Raw genomic sequence first — 22,073 nt, forward strand, 5'->3', positions numbered from 1 at the left:
TCAGGCCTGAGGCGTCCATCCATCGGGAATGACGGCGATCACGTCGATCTCCATCAGCCATTCGGGCTGACCGAGCGCCACCACGGTGAGGCCCGTCGAAATCGGAAACACGCCTTTCAGCCACTTGCCGACTTCGCGATACACCGGCTCGCGATAACGCACATCGGTGAGATAGGTCGTGGTCTTGACGATGTGCGAGAGATCGCTGCCCGCCTCTTCGAGCAATTGCTTGACGTTTTTCATCGCCTGTTCGGCCTGCGCGCGCGGGTCGCCGAGACCGATCAGATTGCCGTCGAAATCCGTGCCGATCTGACCGCGCACATAAACGGTATTGCCCGCGCGCACGGCCTGGCAAAGATCGTTATCGAGCGTCTGATTCGGATACGTATCCTTGGTGTTGAACATGCGGATACGGGTATGCGTGGGTTGGCTCATCGAATGCACCTTGATACGGGATTGTTTGAAATCAGTTGACGCCCATCTCGCTGACCTTGTGGACGCGCGATTCGTCCGGTGCGGCCTCGACGCTTTCGACACGCGTCTCGTCTTCGTGATGTTGCGGCGCGTCGTAATAAGCGAGGTATTTGCGCTGCGTGACGATGTGATCGGCGATATGTTTCGCGTCGTGCCACACGCCCCAGATGAACGCGGAGCCACGGCGCGACAGCCACGGCAAGCCGAGGAAATAGATGCCCGGCTCTTTCGCGACGCCGCGCTGATGTTTCGGCTTGCCTTTGTCGTCGAATGCATCGACTTGCAGCCAGGTGAAATCGACGGCATAACCCGTCGCCCAGATGATGGACGTCACGCCTTCCTTCGCCAGATCGAGCTCGAAGAGCGGATGCGTCATGCATTCCGGATCGGCGGGAATGTTGCGGGCTTCGGGCTCTTCGGGAAGATCGAGTCCGTTGCGTCGTGCATAGGCGTCGGCGGCATCGAGCAGCGACAGATAGTTCTCGTCGCCACGGCGGATGTTGTCCGCGAGATCGGCTTCGAACGTGACGCGGGTATCGTCGAATGATTTCGTCAGGCCGACGAGCGTGATGCCTTGATGCGCGAGACGCCTGAAGTCCACCGTATGACCGCCGCGCGCACCGCTCACCGCGATCGTCACGTGCTCGCGGCCGGGCTTCATGACTTCCGCGTCCCATTCGCCGAGCACGCCGAGCCACCAGCAGAAGTCGCGTCCGCGATAGCCGCGCGGCGGACGATCGTGCGCGCCGACCGACAGATACACGCGGCGGCCCGCGCGCTGCAGTTCATCGGCGATCTGCACGCCCGACGATCCCGCGCCCACGACCAGCACGCCGCCTTCGGGCAATTGCTGCGGATTGCGATAGTCGGCGGAATGGATCTGCGTGAGCGCTGCACTCGTCGGCGCGATCGGCGGAATCACGGGACGCTGGAACGGCCCTGTCGCCACGACGACGCGATTCGCTTCGATCGTTCCTTCAGAGGTATCGACGGTAAAGCCCGGCCGCCCTGCATTGCGCACGACCTTTTTAACTTCGACGCCCGTGCGAATGGGCGCGTCGAACTTCTTCGCATAGTCGACGAAGTATTCCGCGACCTGCTCTTTCGATGCGAACGCGTTGGGATCGAAATTCGCGAATTCCAGATTAGGGAAACGATCGTGCCATGCGGGACCATTGGCGACGAGCGAATCCCATCGGCCCGTGCGCCAGCGCTCCGCGATGCGATCGCGTTCCAGCACGAGATGCGGCACGCCGAGCTTGCTCAGATGTTCGCTCATCGCGACGCCCGCTTGTCCTGCGCCGACCACGAGCGTGTCGATTGATTTCCTTTCCACTGTCATGGCTATGTCCTTCCGAAAGGCCGTTGTATCCGTGATGTCTTGGTGAAAATCTACGCGCCCCGTCCAAATCTGAAAAATATATTTAAAAAATGCATAGCATCGGATTTGGCTATGCAGTGAATTTTGAGCGCTTCACAATGCGGCACATCGAAGCATGATCTCTGGAGCATCGTCGATGGAAATCCATCCCCTTCGCTACTCGCTGCGGCAGCTGCGCTATTTCGTCGTCACGGCGGAAGCGTTGTCGTTCACCGCGGCGGCGAAAAGACTGCATATCTCGCAGCCTTCGATATCGACCGCGCTCGCCGATCTCGAAGAATCGTTCGGCGTGCAGCTATTCATCCGACGTCACGCGAGCGGTCTGTCGCTCACGCAGGCGGGCCGCGATCTGCTCGGCCAAGCGCGCAATCTGCTGAAGATCGCGGAAGAACTGCAAATGGCCGCGAAGGAAATGGATGGCGGCATGACCGGCTCCATCGCGCTCGGCTGCCTCGTTTCGCTCGCACCGCCGTTGATGCCGGGTCTCATCAGCCATTTCACGGCTGGGCATGCGGGCATTTCGTTTCGCACGGTCGAGGCACATCAGGATGGCTTGTTGCGCGGCCTGCATGACGGCTCGCTCGATATCGCGCTGACCTATAGCCTGGACCTGACCGAAGACATCGCCTTCACGCCGCTGATTTCCTTGCCACCCTATGCGATCCTGCCGAAGACGCATCGCCTGGCCCGGGCGCGCAAGGTATCGCTCGCCGACTTGCTGCCGGAGCCTTATGTGATGCTGGATCTGCCGCATAGCCGCGAGTATTTCGCCGCGCTCTTCGATGCGGTCGGCAGCCGCCCTGTGCCCGCCTTTCGTTCATCGCAGCCGGAGGTCGTGCGCGGCATGGTGGCGAACGGTCTCGGCTACAGCATCCTCAATTTTCCGCTCAAATCGAATCGCACGGTGGACGGCGAAGACTTCGTGATTAAGCGCTTCAAGGACAACGTCAACGCGACGACGCTGGGCATCGCGCAATCGCGCACGATGCGCCCGAGGCAAGTCGTGCATCGCTTCTCGTCCTTTTGCGAGACTTATATCCGGCGGCTGCATATCGACACATGATGCGCGCATCGAATGGAGAAGTTATCCGCGCTGCATAGGCAAAAGCTTTGCTTTGTATCCGAAAACAATATTTTGGCTGGCAATTTGGCTTGATAGATTGATGTCCATGTCGTGCGCAACGCCTTGCAACCTCGCGTTGGCGCGCTTCCACGGGAAGGCACATGGAGAGCCTCATGACAAGGACGATCGCGGTGCAAACGCTCATCGACCAGTTGCGGTCGAATTGCGAACGACCATTCAGCGATGCGCGCGCCATGCCGCCCGGTGTCTATACATCGCCTGAGTTTCTGTCGCTCGAAGAGAGTGAAATCTTCGCGCACGAATGGCAGTGTGTCGGCCGCGCAAGCGCGTTGAAAGAGCCCGGCGACTATTTGACGGCGCAAATCGGCGAACAACCGATCGCCGTGTTGCGCGACGAGCAGATGCAGCTCAAGGCGATGTCGAACGTGTGCCTGCATCGCATGTCGGTGCTGCTCGAAGGGCGCGGCAACAAGCGCCGTATCGTGTGTCCGTATCACGCATGGAGCTATGGGCTCGACGGCGAATTGAAGGGCGCGCCGCTCATGGACCGGCAAGAAGGCTTCTGCAAGGAAAGCTATATATTGCCCGCTATTCGCTGCGAAGAATGGCAAGGATGGATCTATGTGACGCTCGATGAAAACGCGCCGCCCGTTCAAAAGCAACTGGCCGAATTGAGCGAACTCATCGGCGCGTACGGCATGACGGACTACATCGAAACTTTCTATGAAGAGCACGTGTGGGACACGAACTGGAAAATCCTCGCGGAAAATTTCATGGAAAGCTATCACTTGCCGATGCTGCATCGCGCAACCGTAGGGCCGCATTCCAGACTCGAAGAAATGGAATGTCCGCCAGGCTATCCCGCGTTCAACTATCACTGGATCACGAAAGAAGCGAGCTTGCCGATCGGCAATGCGCATCCGGACAACACGCGCTTGTCGGGTCACTGGCGCAAGACGACCGCGCTGCTCGCGATCTATCCGACGCATCTCGTGACGCTCACGCCCGGCTACTTCTGGTATCTCGTGCTGCAACCGCGCGGCGTCGGACAGGTGCATATCCGCTTCGGCGGCGGGCTTGCGCCTGAATTCATCGCCGATCCGGAAGCGAACGCGCATATGACGACATTGAAGAAGCTGCTCGACGAAGTGAACGCGGAAGACAGGCGCGGCGTGCAGGCAGTGTTTCGCGGCGTACATGCGCCGCTCGCAAAGCCCGGCAACCTGAGTCATCTCGAACGGCCCAATTACGACTTCGCGCGCTATATCGCGTCGAAGCTCGCACAGCACTGAAAGACAGGACGCGATCACGATGTCAGACCCTTCCTTCATCTCCTTCTCGGGCGTGAGCAAATCGTACGACGGCGCGCACTATGTCGTGGAGGACCTGAACCTCGACGTGCGCAAGGGAGAGTTTCTTTCGCTGCTCGGACCGTCGGGATCGGGCAAGACGACCACGCTCATGATGCTCGCGGGCTTCGAAACGCCGACGCAAGGCGAGATTCGCCTCGATGGCCGGCGTCTCGACGACAAGCCGCCGCATCAGCGCGACATCGGCATGGTGTTTCAGAACTACGCGCTCTTTCCGCATCTGACGATTGCGGAGAACGTCGCGTTTCCGCTTTCCGTGCGGCACGTGAGCCGCGCGGAGCAGAAGACGCGCGTCAAACGCGCGCTGGAGATGATCGAGTTGCCGCATCTCGCGAACCGGCGTCCCTCGCAACTTTCCGGCGGCCAGCAACAGCGCGTCGCGCTCGCACGCGCACTCGTGTTCGAGCCGAGCGTCGTGCTGATGGACGAGCCGCTCGGCGCGCTCGATAAACGCCTGCGCGAAACGATGCAATACGAAATCATGCGGCTGCATCGCGAGCTCTCGCTGACGATCGTCTACGTAACGCACGATCAGGCCGAAGCATTGACGATGTCCGACCGCGTCGCCGTCTTTTCCGATGGCCGCATCCAGCAGGCCGCCACGCCGAGCGAGCTCTACGAGAACGCGCAGAACGCATTCGTCGCGAACTTCGTCGGCGAGAACAACGGACTCACGGGTCACGTCACGAGTGTGAACGACGAATGGGCGACGCTCGCGCTGTCGGACGGAAGCGTCATTCGCGGACGCTGCGAACACGGCCTGCGCGCCGGCGACGAAGCGATGCTCGCGCTGCGTCCCGAACGCGCGCATATTCCGGGCGCGGAAGGCGTGCAGCCCGACGAGCACAGCAACGTCGTGCGCGCCTGCGTCGAGGAACTCGTGTATTGCGGCGATCATCATCGCGTGCATCTGAAGCTGGGCTCGCGCGATTCTCTCGTCGTAAAAGTGCCCAATACGCAGCGTCATGCGTTGCCCGCAGCCGGCAGCACGATAGAAATTGCATGGCGTCACGACGACTGCAAGATTCTCGCGATGATGGCGCCAAAGAGCGCCCCCGCGATTGCCCCAACCACACCGCCGTCACCTTCCCTCATCTCGACCGCACCCGCAGGAGCCAACTGACATGCGCACTCACATCAAAGCACAATGCGCCGCACTCGCAGTATTTGCGTTTGCAACCATCCCGACACACGCGGCGGAGACGCTTTCCGTCGTGACTTTCGGCGGCGCGTATGAAGCCGCTGCGAAGAAGGCCTGGTTCGAACCGTTCACGCAGGCTACGGGCGTGAACTTCTCGACCGAATCGTACGACGGCGGCCTGGCCAAGCTATCCGCGATGGAGCAGGCGAAGAACACGACGTGGGATCTGATCGATCTCGAAACCAACGACGCGATCACCGCATGCGATGAAGGCCTGCTGCAGAAGTTCGACAAGAAGTCGATCGGCAAGACGAGCGATTTCATCCCCGGCTCGATCAGCGATTGCGCGGTCGCGAGCATGGTGTGGTCCACCGTCTATGCCTACGACGCGAGCAAGCTGAAGACCGCGCCGAGCACCGTCAACGACTTCTTCGACTTGCAGAAATACCCCGGCAAGCGCGGCCTGCGCAAGTCGCCGAAGGTGTCGATGGAATGGGCGTTGATCGCCGATGGCGTCGATCCGAAAGACGTGTACAAGGTGCTCGGCACGCCCGCCGGCGTCGATCGCGCCTTCAAGAAGCTCGACACGATCAAGAAGAACATCGTGTGGTGGGAGTCGGGCGCGCAGGCGCCGCAACTGCTCGCCGATGGCGCGGTCGTGATGGTGCAGGCCTATAACGGCCGCATCGACGATGCCGCGAAGAAGGACAACAAGCCGTTCAAGGCGGTCTGGGATGCGCAGGTCTACGACTTCGAATGGTGGGCGATTCCGACGGGCGCGAAGCACGCCGATACGGCCGCGAAGTTCATCGTGTCGCAAGCGCAGCCGAAGGCATCGGCTGATCTGTCGAAGTACATCGCTTATGCGCCGCCGCGCAAGGATGCGGTTGCGCTCGTGGACAAGCAGCGTCTCGCCGACATGCCGACCGCGCCGGATAACTTCAAGCGCGCCGTGCAGATCAACGCGAACTTCTGGGCCGATAACGCCGACCAGATCAACAAGCGCTTCCAGGTGTGGCTGACGCAGTAACGCCGTTCAAGGACCAGAGAGACCTCATGCCTGCATCGATCCACGCGCCTGCCTCCGGTTCTCCGACGAGAGCCGATGGCCGCGCCTCGTTTCAAAGAGCGCGCCGTCGCGCATCGGTGCAGGCGTTGTTGCTTGCATTGCCGCTGATCGTTTTTCTGCTATCGACGTTCATCGCACCGATCGCGCTTTTGCTCGCACGCAGTGTCGAGAACAGGGAAGTGCCGGGCAGCATGCCCGCGCTCACTCGCGCGCTCGATGCGTGGGACGGGCGCGGCGTGCCCGATGAACATGTGTTCGCGCTGCTCGCGGCCGGACTCAAGGATGCGCAGCAGAGCGGACAGCTCGGCACCGTTGCGCGCAGGCTCAACTTCGCGCAGCCCGAATTTCGCAGCCTGTTGATGCGCACCGCGCGCAGCGTCCGCGACGAGACGCCGACCGCGTGGAAGCCCGCGTTGATCGAGATGGACGAACGCTGGAATTCCCCTGAAATATGGCGTCTTTTGAAGCGCGCGGCCACATCGCCGACGCCCGACTATCTGCTCGCCGCCGTCGATGCGCAAGTGACGCCGCAAGGCAACCTCGCCTTCGTGCCGGATAACTCGTCGGTGTATCGGCAGGCGTTTCTTCGCACGATATCGATCAGCGCATCCGTCACGCTCTTGTGCCTCGTGCTTGGTTATCCGGTCGCGTGGCTGCTCGCCAATCTTCCGGCGCAGAGCAGCAACCGCCTGATGCTCTTCGTGATCGTGCCGTTCTGGACGTCGCTGCTCGTGCGCACGACGGCGTGGTATGTGCTGCTGCAACCGGGCGGCGTCATCAACGGTCTGTTGGCGGGTCTCGGCCTCGCGACGCATCCGGTGCCGCTCATCTTCAATCGCACGGGCGTGTTGATCGGCATGACGCACGTGCTTCTGCCGTACATGATTCTCGCGATCTATTCGGTGATGAAAGGTGTATCGCCCGTGTACGTGCGCGCGGCGCAATCGCTCGGCGCGCATCCGTTCACCGCGTTCGTGCGCGTCTATATTCCGCAGACGCTGCCGGGCGTCGGCGCGGGCTGCTTCCTCGTCTTCGTGCTCGCGCTCGGTTACTACATCACGCCCGCGCTGCTCGGCGGCGCTGGCGATGAAATGATCAGTCAGCTCATCGCGCTGCAAACGAACACGCAGCTCAACTGGGGACTCGCGGGCGCGCTTTCCGCGTATCTCGTGATCTTCACGGCGATCTTCTATTTTCTGTTCAACCGCATCGTCGGCATCGACCGGTTGCGCTTCGGTTGAGGAGTCTTTCTTCCATGACAGAGCAACGCAACAAGGTGCTGACCGAACGCATCGCATCGCGCTGGGTGCGCGTGCATACCGTGATCGTGCTGTTCTTTCTCGTCGCGCCGATTCTCGCGATCATCCCGCTTTCGTTCAACTCGGGATCGTATTTCTCGTATCCGTTGCAGGGCTTTTCGCTGCGCTGGTACGAGCAGGCGTTGACTAGTTCGGACTGGCAGCGCTCGCTGTTGAACAGCATCGGCATTGGCGCGGCATCGACGTTGATCGCCACGTGCCTGGGCACGCTCGCGGCGCTCGGTCTTTCGCGATCGCAGTTTCCGTTGCGCTCGGTGATCATGCCGATCATCATCTCGCCGATGATCGTGCCGATTGTCGTCGTCGCGGCGGGCTTCTATCTGATCTTCGCGCCGCTCGGGCTCGTGAACTCTTATCCCGGCGTGATTTTCGCGCACGCGGCGCTTGGCACGCCGTTTGTCGTGATCACCGTGACGGCTTCATTGTTGTCGTTCGATCAGAGTCTTTTGCGCGCGGCTTCCGGTCTCGGCGCGAAGCCTTGGACTGCGTTTCGGCGCGTGACTTTGCCGCTCATTACGCCGGCGGTCGCCACGGGCAGCGTGTTCGCTTTCGCGACTTCGTTCGATGAAGTGATCGTGATTCTGTTTATCGGCGGGCCGGATCAGCGGACCGTGCCGCGGCAGATGTGGAGCGGTATCCGCGATTCGATCGATCCGTCGATTCTCGCGGTCGCGACGATGTTGATCGTGTTTGCTGTGGTGCTTTTTGCTAGCATTAATTGGTTGCGAGGGAGGGCGGCTGCGGCCAGTCGTGGGGTTGTTTGATGGGGTTTTTCGTCGCCGGATCCCGATTTCTTTTTGGTCTATTAGCTCTGCCCCTGTGCGGGGCGGCAGTCACTTTCTTTGCTGCTGCAAAGAAAGTAACCAAAGAAACAGCTATCCCCAGCCTAAGCACTTCACACCGGCCGCGGCACAGGCGATTGGCCTAATGGCCCGGCACTAGCGAGTGCCCCCACAAGCAGATAAGGGCTTGGACCGCGCACGGTCTGCCGCACCAAATGTTTAAGCGCGCTGGTTCAGCACCAAATAGCTCCGGCCCGCTTCGCGGCCGATGGGTCAATCGGGTTCGTGCGCGCTTCTACTTCGGTTTCCCTTGCATACCCAACGGCAGCGCGTAGCGCTGTGCCGAAGCTATTTGGTGCTGAACCAGCGCGCTTAATTCACTAGCTCGTCAGACCGTGCGCGAGCCAAGCCCGATTGGTCCTTCGAGGGCGACACTTAGGCGAGTGCCATTGGCGGCTGGCAAGCATGGCCAAACTGCGTGTGACCGCGGGCTTAAACGAGCTGCTTTCTTTGGTTACTTTCTTTGCAGCAGCAAAGAAAGTGACTGCCGCCCCGCACAGGGGCAGTGCTAATAGACCGACACGAAGAAGGGACCCGCGGCGAAAGAGACATCCTTAAACCACCGCTTCAGCCCGCCGCGGCAACATCCGATCAAACTCCCGCTTGACGATGCCATAACACTCACAAGCCCGCTCCTCGAGCCCCGCACGATCCAGAATCTTGATGCAGCCACGGCTGTGATGAATAAGCCCTGCATCATGCAGCTTGCCAGCTGCCTCAGTCACGCCTTCACGGCGCACGCCCAACATATCGGCGATCATCTGCTGCGTAACGCGCAATTGATCCGACGGCGTGCGATCCGTCTGGATCAGCAGCCAGCGGCACAGTTGCTTCGACAGCGAGTGATGACGATTGCACGCCGCCGTCTGCGCCACTTGCGTGAGCAGGGCTTGCATGTACAGCAACATCACGCGACGCAGGAAGTCCGAGCGGCCGAAGTGCTCGCGCAACGCGCCCGCGCTCATGCGATACGCGAAGCCCGCGCATTGCACTTGTACGCGCGTCGGCATGGTGTCGCCGCCCGTCAGCACCGGAACACCCGACATCCCTTCGCGTCCGACCGCCGCGACTTCGACGGAGCCGCCGTCTTCCATCGTATGCAGAAGCGAGATGATCGCCGTGGTCGGGAAATACACATGGTGAATGCGCTGGCCCGAATCGCACAGCAGTTGTTCCGTGCGCAATTGAACGAGTTCGAGATGAGGCGCGATGGCTTGCCATTCCTGTGCCGGAAGCGCGCCCAACAGATGATTGCCGTGCAGGTCTGATTGAAGAGTCAACATTTTATTAGTCTCGTGCGTGTGCGCTTCGCGCTTTTGATTTCTTCTGGCTCGCAACAGGATTCGTGTATGCATCTGTCGGCGTACATCGAACCCTGTTGCGACCAGCCCCGTAGCACGAATTCACCGCTCTTATCTGTTGTTGAAGGATCGCGGTGACCTTCGTGCGTGGTCATACATTAGCGAGAGGTGTGCCAGCGCACGCCAATCCTTATACCAACTGGGGTTTGCGCGAGTCCGCACGTAGCGCGCGGCAACGTGCGCTCAAGTACGAACAAAATTGATTCAATCGTGAAAGGCGTCCTTCATACGGATCGCACAGGAAGCTCAACTGACGCCAAACGTTTTCGTCTGGCTAATACCTTGTCGCACCGGGCTTCAGGTGAAGCGGCTGTCTTCAAAACGCTGCTGATTGCACGCCTCAAAGCCTTGTCGCGGTGGAAACGCGCTCCGCTCGCAAAATGTTGCAAACGTGGTTAACGGCTTTGTGCGCTGCTTTTGAAGGCCTTGCGTTGCGTTGGCGCCGAGCCTTATGTGGCGGGCCTCTACGGGATTCGCCCAAGTATTGATCCCGGGGCTCGCGTGATCGGGGGCGGATTTGCGGCGACGCGAAAAACGTTGCATTGCTTATACCTAAGGGCATTGGCAACTCCGCGGAGGCTTCAAAAAAGCCCAAGCATGAATGTGGCTCATGTTTCCTTGAACAACCTTCGTTTGTGCGCAAGCATCGCTCGCGGCACCATGCGTGGCATACCCACTTTGATCCGCATTGGAGCGAAAAAAGATGAGCGACGTCATGGAGACTCCCGCAAAGAACGATTCGGCAATCGACCTCAAAGGCCGCGTGTCGATTTATCAGCCGGAACAGGAAGGCCTGATCTTCCCCGAGGTGCCGACGTTTTCGAGCCACGCCGAACATCGCAAATACCTGAAGGAGCGCCTCGTCGCTGCGTGCCGCGCGTTCGCGTTGCACGGCTTCGATTACGGTTTCGCGGGCCATCTCACCGTGCGCGATCCGGAAAATCCGTCGCTCTACTGGACCAATCCGATGGCCGTTCACTTCGCGCAAGTGAAAGTCTCGAACCTGATCTGCGCCGATCATCGGGGCAACGTGGTCGAAGGCAAATACGCGCTCAATCGCGCGGGCTTCGTGCTGCACGCCGCCGTGCATGAGCAGCATCAGGACATCGTCGCGATGTGCCACGCGCATACCGTCTACGGCACCGCGTTCGCGGCGCTCGGCAAGCCGCTTATCCCGATGTCGCAGGACGCCTGCGCGTTCTTCGAGGACCACGTCGTGATCGGCGACGAAGCGGGCAAGGTCGCGGTCGAAGTGAAAGGCGGCAACAAGGTCGCGAACGCGTTCAAGGGCGTGAAGGCCGCGATTCACCAGAACCACGGGCTGCTGACCGCGAGCCGTCACAGCATCGATTCGGCGGCGTTCTGGTTCATCGCGCTGGAGCGCTGCTGCCAGCAGCAACTGATGATCGAAGCGACCGGCATCACGCCGAAGCTCGTGCCCGAAGATCGCGCGCGCTACAGCCGCGAGCACGTGGGGAGCGACTATATCGGCTGGCTGCACTTTCAGACCATCTGGAATGATCTGGTTGCGACGCAGCCTGACATGTTCGACTGATCGATCGTTTTTGCCGTAATACCTCGCCTTCGGAGAAAGGCGAGGGGAAATTCTTACGTGCGGGCTTTGCAAGCGACGTCCGACCGCCAACGCGGATCGAGCTGGAAAAATAAAAGAGATGGGCAAGCCGTCGCGCCGGCCTCACCCCCCAAAATCCTATTTCAGCCGTTTTAAATGCTTCTTCGAGCGCCCCAGCACGTGCATCGCACGAGCGCCGAACAAGTTTTGCGAGACGGATCGCGCCATCAAAGAACGGCACCCTCGAATTCCATGAGCGGATAAAGCGATTCCCTTCCGTCGATGCTCAGCACCAGCCGCGTCGCATGGTGAAAGCTCGCATAGCGCCCGACGAACCGGGCGAGCACATCGCCGAAGAGCGCCGCGTCGCCCGGCCCATCAAAGGCGGTCGCGTCGAGCCGGACATGAACGCGAATCTCGAATTGCATATGCCGCCGCCCCGCCGTGTGATGTTCGGTCAGCCGCACGTCTTCGATCGCGTTGATGCGCCGCTCGATGCCGTCGTCGTGTGACCAGTCGTAGAGTTCCAGTGCTGCGCGCAAGACCGGTGCGCCCGCCATCCCGATCATGTTCAATTCGTTCGCGCAACCTGCCGCGAAATGCCCCAGCACGCGCCAGTCGTATTCAGGGTGATGGCGCGGCGGATACAGCGGAAGGGTTGGAGCGGTGAGGTTGCGCACCGACGCGATCCCGGTGAAACCCGACACCGTCTGGGTGATCGTCGCGTCGGCGAGCGCCATGCGCGGCAAGCGGCCGTTGTTCGCGAGCGCGCGCACGGTCAGATACCGGTCCGGTTGCGGGCGGTTCTCATCGTATTGCGCCTCCGCTTGAAAGCGTTCCCATAGCTGCCCCGAGAGCGTCAGCCAGAGTTCGCGCCCGGCAACGCCGAAGCGCTTCGAGCTGCGAAAGTACCGTTCCGGATGCTCGTAACGCAGCATCCAGCCGCGGTGCCGGAAACTCGTGAACGCCTGATAGGCATGGCGCGCGCTGTCTTCCCGATCGGCGGCAGTAACCGCAAGCACGTCATACGGCTCGATGTGATCGTCCACGCCCGGCTGCACGAGAACGCGGTGCTCACGGTCATGCGAATCCGTGGGCCGCAGCGGCAACGCATCCACTTCGAACAGATTGATCACGGGCGTGCAGAACAGGCGAAAGCTCTCGCGACTGACCGGATAATTTCCGGGCACGCCTCCATCCAGTTCGATCTCGAAGGTCATTTGCGACTCGCCCGCCGGCAGCGCCGACGCGTCGAATCCGCACAGATCGACGAAGTGGAACTTCTGCGGGAACACAAAATATTCGAGCAGCGTCTGCTCGCGATCGAGGCTGCGGTCACGCTCGGGTTCGGTCACCGGCCACAGCCGCGCCGAAGGCCCGAAACCCGCCGCTTCAAAGCACACGTCATCGAGCGGCTGCAATTCGCCGTCGCGCACCGAGGGCAGACGCAGACTGATCGACGTGACCTGACGTGTCAACGCCGCATACAGCGCGGCCGCGGCGGGCCGGTCATCATGGAGATATAGCCGTATGCGCGACAGGTCGGTGGCCTCGCGCTGCTCGCCCAGCCACAGTCGGAACGTGAGGCGGATGACCGTGCGTCCGCCGTCGCGCACCGCCACGACCGCATCCTCCACCGAGAGTGGCAGCAACTGGACGGCCTGCGTCGTTCGATAAAGACACTGCACCTGATCGGGACCGATGGGCGTCGAGCGCACAACGGCCCCCGCGGAGATCTGCGCCGCCGCAGCGGCCCCGCGGCCGAGCGGCGTGCATTCGATGATCGACATCGAGGGAATGGCCCGCGCCGCATGTTCGTACAGGTTGTCGATCAGCGCTTCGGTGAACTCCGGATTGCCGTCATCGAGCTTCATGCGCAGACGCGCCATGAGCAGCGCGAAGCCCTCGAAGGTGGCACGCACGCTGTCGCCCAGCTCGCCATAGCGCATTCCAATGCGACGCGCGGCGTCGGGCTGTGCTTTGGCGAACTCGCCCGACACCGCGTGCAGATAGCGCATTTCGGCGTCGAAGTATTTGAGGAACGGGTTCTCGTGTTCGAGCGCAGAATGCTTCCACGGCGCGGTCATGGCTGCATCCCCGGTGGCAACGGCGGCAGGGATGCGAGCCCGGCAAGCGCGCCGCCCTTGCCGATCATGAAGATGCGCTGCGGCATCCTGAAGCCGCGCAGCTTGAGAAGATCGAGCGGCCCCGCGCCCACCTGCGTCTTGAGGTCATAGTGCAGAGAAGCGCCGTTGCCCTGATTGAAGGTCAGCGCATAGGTCGTACTGTCCAGCGGTTTGACCTGCGCCGTGCCGAGCAAACGCAGCCACGCCCAATCGCCATTCGCGGCGAACGCCATGCGCATCCCCGCATCGATCGATTCCCATGTCAGCTGCACGCGTCCGTTCTGGCCGTTGCCAGGCCATACGATCGACGTGTACGCCTCCAGTTGATTGAAGTACTCGATCTTCGTGCCGTCGATGCTCAGGATACTGCGCGTCACTTCGGGCGTCGGATGCGGCATGATCTGGAATCGGTAGCTGGCATCTCCCTGCGCATACATCTGCGCGCCGAGCGTCGACAACTGGCGCAGCGCCGCGAGGAACTCGGGATCGAATTGCAACGCTTGCGGCGCAAGTTCGCTCGGCGCCCAGGCGTTGCCTTGAGGCTGAAGCATGCCCGCGAGCTGCGTCGTCACGAAACGCGCGATCAGCCCGGTATCCGGTTTGATGTAGCGGCCCAACTCGACGAAAGAGGCATCGGCTTCGGTGTCCGAGAACGGATAATGGCCATCGAAGGCGCTCGTGAAGGGCGCGGCAACCGACAAACGCCACGCCTCGTTCAGGCTCGCTGCCGCGGGTTGCAGGATAGTCTGCCATGCCACATCGAGCGGGCGGGCGAATAGCGCGTCGCCGAAGCCCGACCACTGTGAGCCGAGGCTCGCGGCGGTGAGCGCCGCATCGTCGCGCGCCTGCGTGAGTTCGGAGAGCTTGCCCTGGAACACGGCCTGTGCCATTTGGCGCGCCATCGCCTGTGCGTCGGCGCTGGTGGCGATCTGCTGCAACTTCAGGCGCATCGTGGTGGCCACGGTCAGGAAGTGCGCGAGGCTCACGCTGCTGAAGTCGGCCGCGTTTTTTTCGCGCTTGCCGCTTGCGCTATTGGCGCCGGTCACGACATCGTCGCCCATCAGCGCGAGTAAAGGACCGAAGGGCTTGTCCAGCGGATTCACTTCCGGGGCACTCGTTATTCCCGTCTTGTTCCCGATCAGGTCCTGTGCCTTGCGCACGAGCGTATCGGACAGCGCCTGCGACGGACGGCCCGCCTGCGCCTGATATTGAACCGATTTCATCAGCGCGATCAGCGGCGATGTTTGGGCATCGGTCAGGCGCGCGAGCTGGCTAATGGCGTCGCTCAGATTCGACGCGTTGCGCCACTGAATGCTGTTGAGCATTGCCTGCCATGCTGCGGTGTATTCAGCGAAGTACCGCGCACGCAGGCGCTGCTTTACTTCCTCCGTATCCTGCTCCGCTTCGAGCGCCGCGCCCGGCACACGGGCGGCGCGCTCGTCGGCGAGCACCCAGTCGGCGGCGACGCGCCCTTCCCTGGCGGCCTTGTCGATCGCATCGCCGATCATGCCGTCCCATGCGGCGCGCGTGTAAACGCCGGGCACCGTCTGACTCGTCGAGAAGAGTCCGCGCGCGTCAGCGCCGTTGATGAGTGTGGCGAGCGACATGTCCGCGTACTTGCCTTTCGCCTGCTCGATCACGGACTGATACAGCGTGTCGTCGGAATTCTGCAGGCCGATCTGGTTCACGAGCATGTTGCGCGAGGCTTGGGTCAGATCGCTGGACGCGTTGAGCCGCCATTCAGGATGCGCGCGCAGGTGCGACGCGTAGAACGACGCGAGGCGCGGCGACGTGTCGAGCCATTCGCCCGCGCTCATGCCGGCGGCAGCAGGCCACATGGTCGGCAGTTGTTTGGCGAGGTAGGCAGCATCGGCATGCTGAGGCTGTGCCAGCATCAAGTAGGTCTTGAGCGCGTTGTAGTCGCGTTGCTGTTCTTCGGTGCTGGGAAGTGCGTCGGCGCGGGCCTGCGCGAGTTGGGTCAGCGCGCTCTCCAGTTGATGGACGGTCGGATCGCGCAGGTTGCGCGCCGCCACGGTCGCATACGACGACCACAGCGCGTCCAGAATCTGATCGTTACGGTTCAGGCCCGCACGCAAGTACCACGGCGCTCCGTGTTGCTGGCGATATTCCAACGTGCCGATTTGCTTTTGCAGCGCGAGTTGCGCGCGCAATGCCGCCGCCGTGCCTGGCTTCTCGGCGAGTGCGGCATCGGCTACCGCGTGTGCATCGTTCATGACGGCGCGATTGCCGATGAACGAGGCGGTCATCGCCACGCACCAGGCGATGGCCGCGACCATCACCAGTGCGGCGAGCGCGTTGGGCCAGTAAAAGCCGATGCGGCGGCCATCCTGCGGCTTTATACCCGTGCCGATCTCGTGCCAAATAAGTTGCAACGCGCGAGGCTGCTCGCGTGCCACACTGACGCGCTGCGAAAGTCGTTCGGCGACATCCTTCGCGATGTCCTCCTGATCGGCCGGTACCGGTGTGGGCACGGCAGGCGCGGCGAATACCGGCGCGAACATTACGCCTGCGAGCGGTGCGCGCCGCCATTTCGACATGCAATGCGCCAGCCACGTCTTCACCATGCGCTCACGCTGTGAAGCGATGTATTGCGACATCTGAGCGAGCCAGAGGACCGGCTCGGAACGCGCGCATAACCCGACGCCCTCTTCCGCTGTCATATGCTCAAGAGCGCTCAATTGATGATCAAGCGTCGCTTCCGAGGCTTGCGCATCGGCGAAAGCACCGACCGCACGAAATGCATCCTGACACTGACCGCTTGCCTTGACCGCGTGAAGGAAGACGATCGGTGCGCCCCAGCCGAGATCGCGAGCCAGTTTCGAGAGCGTGCGAGGCAGTTCATCGTCGGAGGGAGATGGCTCGCTTGTTCGGATCACGGGGATCACAGCATCGACCGGATGGTTGCGACGCAAGCGGCGAAGCTGCCGGCGCCACATTTGCGTATCGATGCCATCGGGCTCGGCATGTACGAGCACGATATCGCTCGTGCGCATCACGCCGGTCTGTTTGAGGTCGGGCGCGACGGCGTCGATGAGCGCGTCGTCACCCGTGAGCATGAGCCACGGTATCGCGCGACGCCAACGCCAGCCGAAGGAAGTGCGCAGTTCATCGTGCAGATATTGCAGGCGAGCGTCGTATTTGAACTTCGTGTCGGGCTTCTGGTCGTCTCCCATCCGGCCGACGCGATGCGCAATCTTCTCGTAGATGCCGAGCCAAAGTGCAACGGCATGCGCCGCCAACACGACGCCCAGCGAGCCGAAAATCTTGAGCAACGCCGAAATGCGCATCTCGAGGGTGTTCAGACCCGTGATACCAGGATGGCCCCACCACGCCAGCGCGGCAAGCACCGCAGCTAGCAAGATAGCGGCCAGCGGTACGCCCCAGAGCTTGAGAAGGCCGGAGGATGCGCGTTCGGATTGTTGAGAGTCAAGCGACTTCAGGTTGCTGCTCGGGGTGGTCATGCGGAACTTGGTGTACGTGAAGAACGGCAGCCTGCGTCCGATCCAGGATCAGGTGCGGGCTCGTGGCGCCGGATTCGATGGCCGCCGCAATGGAAAGCCACGGCGTGGCAGCGTGAGTGTCGCCGATAAAACGATCAGGACGGCGACGCGTTTCATGCGACGCGATTCCGGTAAAGGCGGCTTTCTTGAGTTCATCGAGCAGCGTGAGATCGTGATCGGCGTCCAGGCGCGTGATCCACGCATGCGTAATGTTGCGCGGTTCTGTCTTGCCCCATAGCGCCGCGTTTAGCGCGAGATCGCGAAGCGTGTCGGCTTCAGGCTGGTCCTCAATCGGACGATGCAGTGTCGCGAGCGCTTGCACGGACTCCGGCAACTGATAAAAGCCCGCATTCAAAAGCACGGCGACGGCCGCCTCGCTGCTTCTTTCCGGTGGATGCGCGTCATGCCATGCGTAGGCGAGAACGAGCAGCGCGCGCCGCTCGCGTGCGTCGAGCCAATCATCGGCGACCATCAAGCCGTGTGCCTCCGATACGGCAACGCAATCGAGTGCGGGCAGGCCCGCCAGACGCAGTGCGTCGCGCGCGTGCTGCGCCGCCTTGTCGGCTTCATCCGGAGGCGCGAGCACGCGCACGAGCGGCGCGTATTGAGGCCCATATTGCGATAACGCTTGCAGTTCGGGCACGAGCGGTTCAAGTGCCTGAACCAGCTTGAGGACGATGGTGGCAACGCGGCGCGGTGCTTGAGGGTCGTGGTCATGCAACTGAATGTCGGGATCGTCTTCCCAGTCAGTCGCAAGCACGGGTTCTTCGGACCACGATGCCTCCTCGAACCGGTTGTGAACCACTTGACCGACACCATCGCGTGGACTTTGCGACCTGAAGAGCAGCTTCTTGGCTGCGACGGCATCCGGCAGGTTCGATGTGAGCGCCGGCACGCAATAGCCCACGCCCAACACTTGCAAAGGCTTTTGCGCGACGCGCAAGCGTGCAGCCAGCCCCTTCTCCCTGGCTCGATTGCGGTTGTGCACGTAGGTCCACAATGCCTCGTGATTCACGCGGGCGATGCAGAGCAACACAAGAAATGCGAAATTCGGCACGCCGATAACGGCACACCAGAACGACGGACCGCTTGCAGGTTCGCTCGCCGGCCAGGCTAGCAGCATCAGCGGCACACCCAGCGCACAGCACACGAGCCATATTCCGAACCACGGTAGTATGCGCGGGCCGTGCGAGGGATAGCGATAGAACGCGCCGACTTCGGACAGATCAACCGGCATGCGTCAGGCGAAGTTCACGTTTTGCAAAGACGAGATCAGGCCACACCCGCAGGCGCAGCGGTGGTGGTGCATCGCATAGGGCTGACCGTCCCGGTCGGGAAAGCGCGTATCGCCCTCGGCGATCGTAGTGTTGCCGTGGAGGTCGCATTGGGCGCTGTCGCCGACTCGGGCCAGTCTGCGGCCCATGAACATGGTGTATGGCGAGCCGCTGGTGACTTCGCCGCCGTGTTCGAGTTTGTCGTATTCGCGGATGGGGGAGCGCACTGTAATTTACATTCCTTCGATATCGATGTGACGCGTCGCGAATTGTGACTTGTATGCTTTCGAACAATCGAGGGCTTTCTGACTTCCGCTTGATATCAAGTAGCATTGGGATGGCTTATATGCAAACCAGTGCACCTCCGTTGATACATCGCAGTAGGCGTAGAGCGGGAGATCTCCAGTAACTAGTGCAAGCAATAATCGCATCGCTTCATACATTCCTTTAAATATTAAATGCTAAGACCGACTTGGACCAACTTTATCATGCGTCTTTCGGAGCCCCCGTGTTGATCTCGCCGCCGCGAGAGAATTCATGTCGGGCAGGTATGATGCGGAAGCTGGAGCATCGAGAACATACGAATAAATATTTTCACTATTCCGAACGCCATTTAATTTCTCTCACCTGAGAAGATATTCTCTTTCCATTCTTATAGCGCTCCGTATATGCATAGGCTTCCCCCGTTGGGACACAATACGTTCCTGTCTTCCCGACGAGCGATAGTTTTCCTTTTGAAGTTATGGAGTAATGTTCCTCCCAGTTCTCGCAAGCGCTCTCATGGAAACAGGCACCGATTACTTCTTTTCGCTTTGCATCTGCCTCAATGCACGGAAGATCACTCATTTCCTCGTTGAACTGGTACAAACCACTCCTTTTCGAATACAGGTACACGTCGTAGAATTCTTGATTCGCCCCTCTGTCTCTAAGCACTTTTAGATCCGTCACCCCGTCAAAGTTAAAATCTTCGAACTTTATATCGCTTCGCGTTACTTCATGGTTGACAGCAATGATCTGCAGCTTTCCTGAAGGTGTCGTTACATGAATGCTGTTCTGAACGACCCCTGTTACTGGGACTTGCGGACCGGATACCGCAAAATCACTGAAACAGAGCGCAACAATAAACATAACCATCGTTTTCATTAGATAATTCTCCGGCGATCGTTTAGCGTGCATGTTCTTTCTGAGTGTACGCTTCCTCGTAATCTAATAACAAATCCGTCATTTTAACGACTGCTGTTAGAAAGACGTTAGTCCGAGGCACCAGACCATTCATCGCATGGGTGCTTTCGGGGTTTCCCGTATTTACTGCTCGCGCTGATCTTTCGAACTCTGCACTGGAACGGAAGTCCATGCTCGAGACACCTCCTACACATGTCTTTGAATGATAATCGTAGTTTTTACACGCATTCGAAAGAATGGCTTGCCTAATAACTGGAACTCGATCGCCTTCGCGATTTATGTTGTGTGTACTTCCCAAAGGCTTTGCACATGTTATCCAGTAGAATCCTGCAGAGTCGCAAGCTCGTGCTAAATCCGTCTCAAGAGAGTCCCTATATGCAGATGCCGACTCTTTCCAACCCCGATAGTCTCCATATCGCTTAAAATTTTCCTCGAAGGTAAGTTGAATAACGCCGCGCCCGTACCACGGAGCATAGCGAGTACTCGGCCCTCCTCCCTCTACCGTGGTTGATAAGTATGTGGTCTCTTGAATAGCATTGCCGAAAAAATACGCGACTCTCAGGCCGTCGTTTGAAATTCCGTACTTTCTCAACGTCAGACTCAAAAAAGGCAAGAACCTCTGTGCTCTTGAATAAGCCCTTTCCCATTTAATAGATGCTAACGGAAAGATCTTTTGTTTCGCAGCATTTTTCGTTTCATCGATCACCTTGCTCGGAATACACTGCGCTAGCTCTCTCGCGCTTACCCAGCCGCATTTTCTGAAATGGCGGATAAGTGCAGTCGGATGAAAAAACCAAAATTTCTTGCCTTCAGTCAACGGGGTCTGCCCCATGAACTGAAACTCCTTCACGAAATTGATGAAGTTCTCGTAACCGTGCGGATCAGTTTCCTTGCGCTTTCCGAAGAAGCCCTCCGATGCATTCAGTCCGCCATACCGCTCGTCGTTATTACTCTCATCCCATTCACTTTTGGCGTGACAGATGAAACCCTTGAGCTTCGCCCGCACCTCGACCTTGCCTTGGACATAGGCGGCCAATCGCTGATCGTGACTGAATTCGTTGGGCATCGACCCTTGTGAGGAAGGCTCTGCGTCCGTCACACCTGCAATTTGGCAGAGCTCGTCGTAACCGCACAGCCCCTCCGGATCGAACGGGGTATTGCCGTCCTCGATCTTCTGCCAATCCCGGAAGAGCGGGAAGTCCGCGTCCGACAGCTTCTGGATAGTCGCCGCATTCACGTCGATATAGCCGATTTTTCCGCTTGCATACGGGACGGCCATCCAGGTCGCCCGTTGATCGACATGCAAAGTTGGCGTGTCCGTACTCAGGATGCGTCCGAAGCGCAGCAACTCATAGCCATCACTTGGGCAGGTCTCGTAAAGCGTGGTGGCACGCTCATACAAGTTGTATTCATATTCTTCGAACTTGTCCTGCACCGGATCAGATGTCAGAGAAATTAATGCTCCGTCGCCTTTGTCGATCCAAGCGCGCGTGAAGCGCTCGCCACGACTGAAAAACGCTTCCACATACAGGGTGCTGTTGGCATCCAAAGAACCTCCATCCAGAGGCGGAAAAAGCAGCCTGGCGTCGTGCCCCGTCGTTTTCGCACTTCCCAAGCCTGGTGGCACGCTGACAAACGTGGCACCCTTCGGTATCACAAAATAAGTGCGTCCCCAGTAGTCTTTCGAAGACGGCGTTACCGGCTCCCGCTCGCCTAACGCGACCTTATGTCCTTCCCGTTCGAAATAGGTAGTGAAGTCTGCATCGGTCATGAAAATCTCGAAGTGCAGATGCGCTTCACCGTGGTTCTTGCCCAGAAAACCTAGCCGATCCTTGCGGTAGACCTTCTTGCCTGCGCCCGCCTGTACTCCGTTGGTTTCCCTGAGCAGCCACACAGGCAGCGCGTTTGGCGAACTTTCTGCTGAGGGGCTATTCGGTTGAGGTACGAGTGCATTCGTGCTGACCAGGTCGAGCAGATGCATGTACAGCGAATAGAACGTGATCGTACGGCCTTCGCCGGTATCAGTCACATGCTTGAGCAGCACAAAGCCGGTGTTGCTGTTGAGCGCTGCAGTGCCATCCGCATTCTTTTGCCCATCCGAGATGGCGTTCTTGGCTACGCGGTAGGCGATGACTTCTCCGTCCGCGATCGCGCGAATCGGCTCAAGCTGGCCGGCGCCGCCGAACGGCACCAAATGCATACCGCAGTGCCAGCGGCGATCGAAGGCGACCGGGAAGACGCCGCTATGTGGCAACTCAAACGTGTCGACCACATCCATCATCGGGTCGGTCTTCCACTTCTCGGCGGGCACGTTGAAGCCTTCAGCCGGTAGGAACGGGGGGCTGATAATCATGAT

The 22,073-nt window shown here is 60.0% G+C and carries 16 protein-coding genes; 7 read left to right on the forward strand and 9 right to left on the reverse strand.

What is annotated here, in order from left to right; genetic code table 11:
* Together IAG25_RS23050 and IAG25_RS23055 are read right to left on the reverse strand one after the other, a co-directional pair.
* Entirely contained in the window at positions 1-435 is a 435-nt protein-coding gene (locus tag IAG25_RS23050) for a RidA family protein (protein WP_035500367.1), read from the reverse strand.
* 31 nt (positions 436-466) lie between these two features.
* A complete protein-coding gene (locus IAG25_RS23055) occupies positions 467-1,816 on the reverse strand; it encodes a flavin-containing monooxygenase (protein ID WP_187606914.1) in 1,350 nt (449 codons plus the stop codon).
* Between the two features lie 175 nt (positions 1,817-1,991).
* Here IAG25_RS23055 and IAG25_RS23060 point away from each other — a divergent pair, with 175 nt between their 5' ends.
* From IAG25_RS23060 to IAG25_RS23085, 6 genes are all read left to right on the forward strand, one after another.
* The gene (locus tag IAG25_RS23060) at positions 1,992-2,918 is read left to right on the forward strand and encodes a LysR family transcriptional regulator (RefSeq protein WP_029672430.1); all 927 of its coding nucleotides are present in this window, start codon (positions 1,992-1,994) and stop codon (positions 2,916-2,918) included.
* Positions 2,919-3,091: 173 nt separating this feature from the next.
* Positions 3,092-4,231, forward strand: a complete 1,140-nt coding sequence (locus tag IAG25_RS23065; protein WP_187606915.1) for a Rieske 2Fe-2S domain-containing protein — start codon at positions 3,092-3,094, stop codon at positions 4,229-4,231.
* A 19-nt stretch (positions 4,232-4,250) separates the two neighbouring features.
* Positions 4,251-5,432 (forward strand): ABC transporter ATP-binding protein, encoded by a 1,182-nt coding sequence (locus IAG25_RS23070; protein WP_187606916.1) that lies wholly within the window; start codon positions 4,251-4,253, stop codon positions 5,430-5,432.
* Position 5,433: 1 nt separating this feature from the next.
* A complete protein-coding gene (locus tag IAG25_RS23075; protein ID WP_029672433.1) occupies positions 5,434-6,480 on the forward strand; it encodes an ABC transporter substrate-binding protein in 1,047 nt (348 codons plus the stop codon).
* A 26-nt stretch (positions 6,481-6,506) separates the two neighbouring features.
* The gene (locus tag IAG25_RS23080) at positions 6,507-7,760 is read left to right on the forward strand and encodes an ABC transporter permease (RefSeq protein WP_187606917.1); all 1,254 of its coding nucleotides are present in this window, start codon (positions 6,507-6,509) and stop codon (positions 7,758-7,760) included.
* Between the two features lie 14 nt (positions 7,761-7,774).
* On the forward strand, positions 7,775-8,602 hold the full coding sequence (locus tag IAG25_RS23085; RefSeq protein ID WP_029672435.1) for an ABC transporter permease: 828 nt from the start codon (positions 7,775-7,777) through the stop codon (positions 8,600-8,602).
* A gap of 632 nt (positions 8,603-9,234) precedes the next feature.
* On the opposite strand, the gene IAG25_RS23090 is transcribed toward IAG25_RS23085, so the two are convergent.
* A complete protein-coding gene (locus IAG25_RS23090; RefSeq protein WP_029672391.1) occupies positions 9,235-9,963 on the reverse strand; it encodes a Crp/Fnr family transcriptional regulator in 729 nt (242 codons plus the stop codon).
* A 781-nt stretch (positions 9,964-10,744) separates the two neighbouring features.
* On the opposite strand from IAG25_RS23090, the gene IAG25_RS23095 reads away from it, so the two are divergent.
* Positions 10,745-11,596: a class II aldolase/adducin family protein gene (locus IAG25_RS23095; protein ID WP_187606918.1), complete on the forward strand. Its 852-nt coding sequence runs from the start codon at positions 10,745-10,747 to the stop codon at positions 11,594-11,596.
* A 245-nt stretch (positions 11,597-11,841) separates the two neighbouring features.
* Here IAG25_RS23095 and tssF read toward each other — a convergent pair whose 3' ends face one another.
* The 6 genes from tssF to IAG25_RS23125 all read right to left on the reverse strand — a co-directional run bounded on the left by tssF (position 11,842) and on the right by IAG25_RS23125 (position 22,070).
* Positions 11,842-13,701 carry a type VI secretion system baseplate subunit TssF gene (gene tssF / locus IAG25_RS23100; protein ID WP_187606919.1) on the reverse strand — a complete coding sequence of 620 codons (1,860 nt, stop codon included), beginning with the start codon at positions 13,699-13,701 and terminating at the stop codon, positions 11,842-11,844.
* The gene (locus IAG25_RS23105) at positions 13,698-17,222 is read right to left on the reverse strand and encodes an ImcF-related family protein (protein ID WP_187606920.1); all 3,525 of its coding nucleotides are present in this window, start codon (positions 17,220-17,222) and stop codon (positions 13,698-13,700) included. Before IAG25_RS23105 ends, tssF begins: the two co-directional genes overlap by 4 nt.
* Entirely contained in the window at positions 17,188-18,498 is a 1,311-nt protein-coding gene (locus IAG25_RS23110; RefSeq protein ID WP_187606921.1) for a hypothetical protein, read from the reverse strand. Before IAG25_RS23110 ends, IAG25_RS23105 begins: the two co-directional genes overlap by 35 nt.
* 3 nt (positions 18,499-18,501) lie before the next feature.
* Entirely contained in the window at positions 18,502-18,762 is a 261-nt protein-coding gene (locus IAG25_RS23115) for a PAAR domain-containing protein (protein ID WP_187606922.1), read from the reverse strand.
* A gap of 370 nt (positions 18,763-19,132) precedes the next feature.
* Positions 19,133-19,678 (reverse strand): XAC2610-related protein, encoded by a 546-nt coding sequence (locus tag IAG25_RS23120; protein ID WP_187606923.1) that lies wholly within the window; start codon positions 19,676-19,678, stop codon positions 19,133-19,135.
* Positions 19,679-19,700: 22 nt separating this feature from the next.
* Positions 19,701-22,070, reverse strand: coding sequence for a hypothetical protein (locus IAG25_RS23125; protein WP_187606924.1), 2,370 nt, complete (start codon positions 22,068-22,070; stop codon positions 19,701-19,703).
* Between the last annotated feature and the right edge of the window lie 3 nt (positions 22,071-22,073).

The sequence above is a fragment of the Caballeronia sp. EK genome (assembly GCF_014384845.1).
Classification (GTDB): domain Bacteria; phylum Pseudomonadota; class Gammaproteobacteria; order Burkholderiales; family Burkholderiaceae; genus Caballeronia; species Caballeronia jiangsuensis.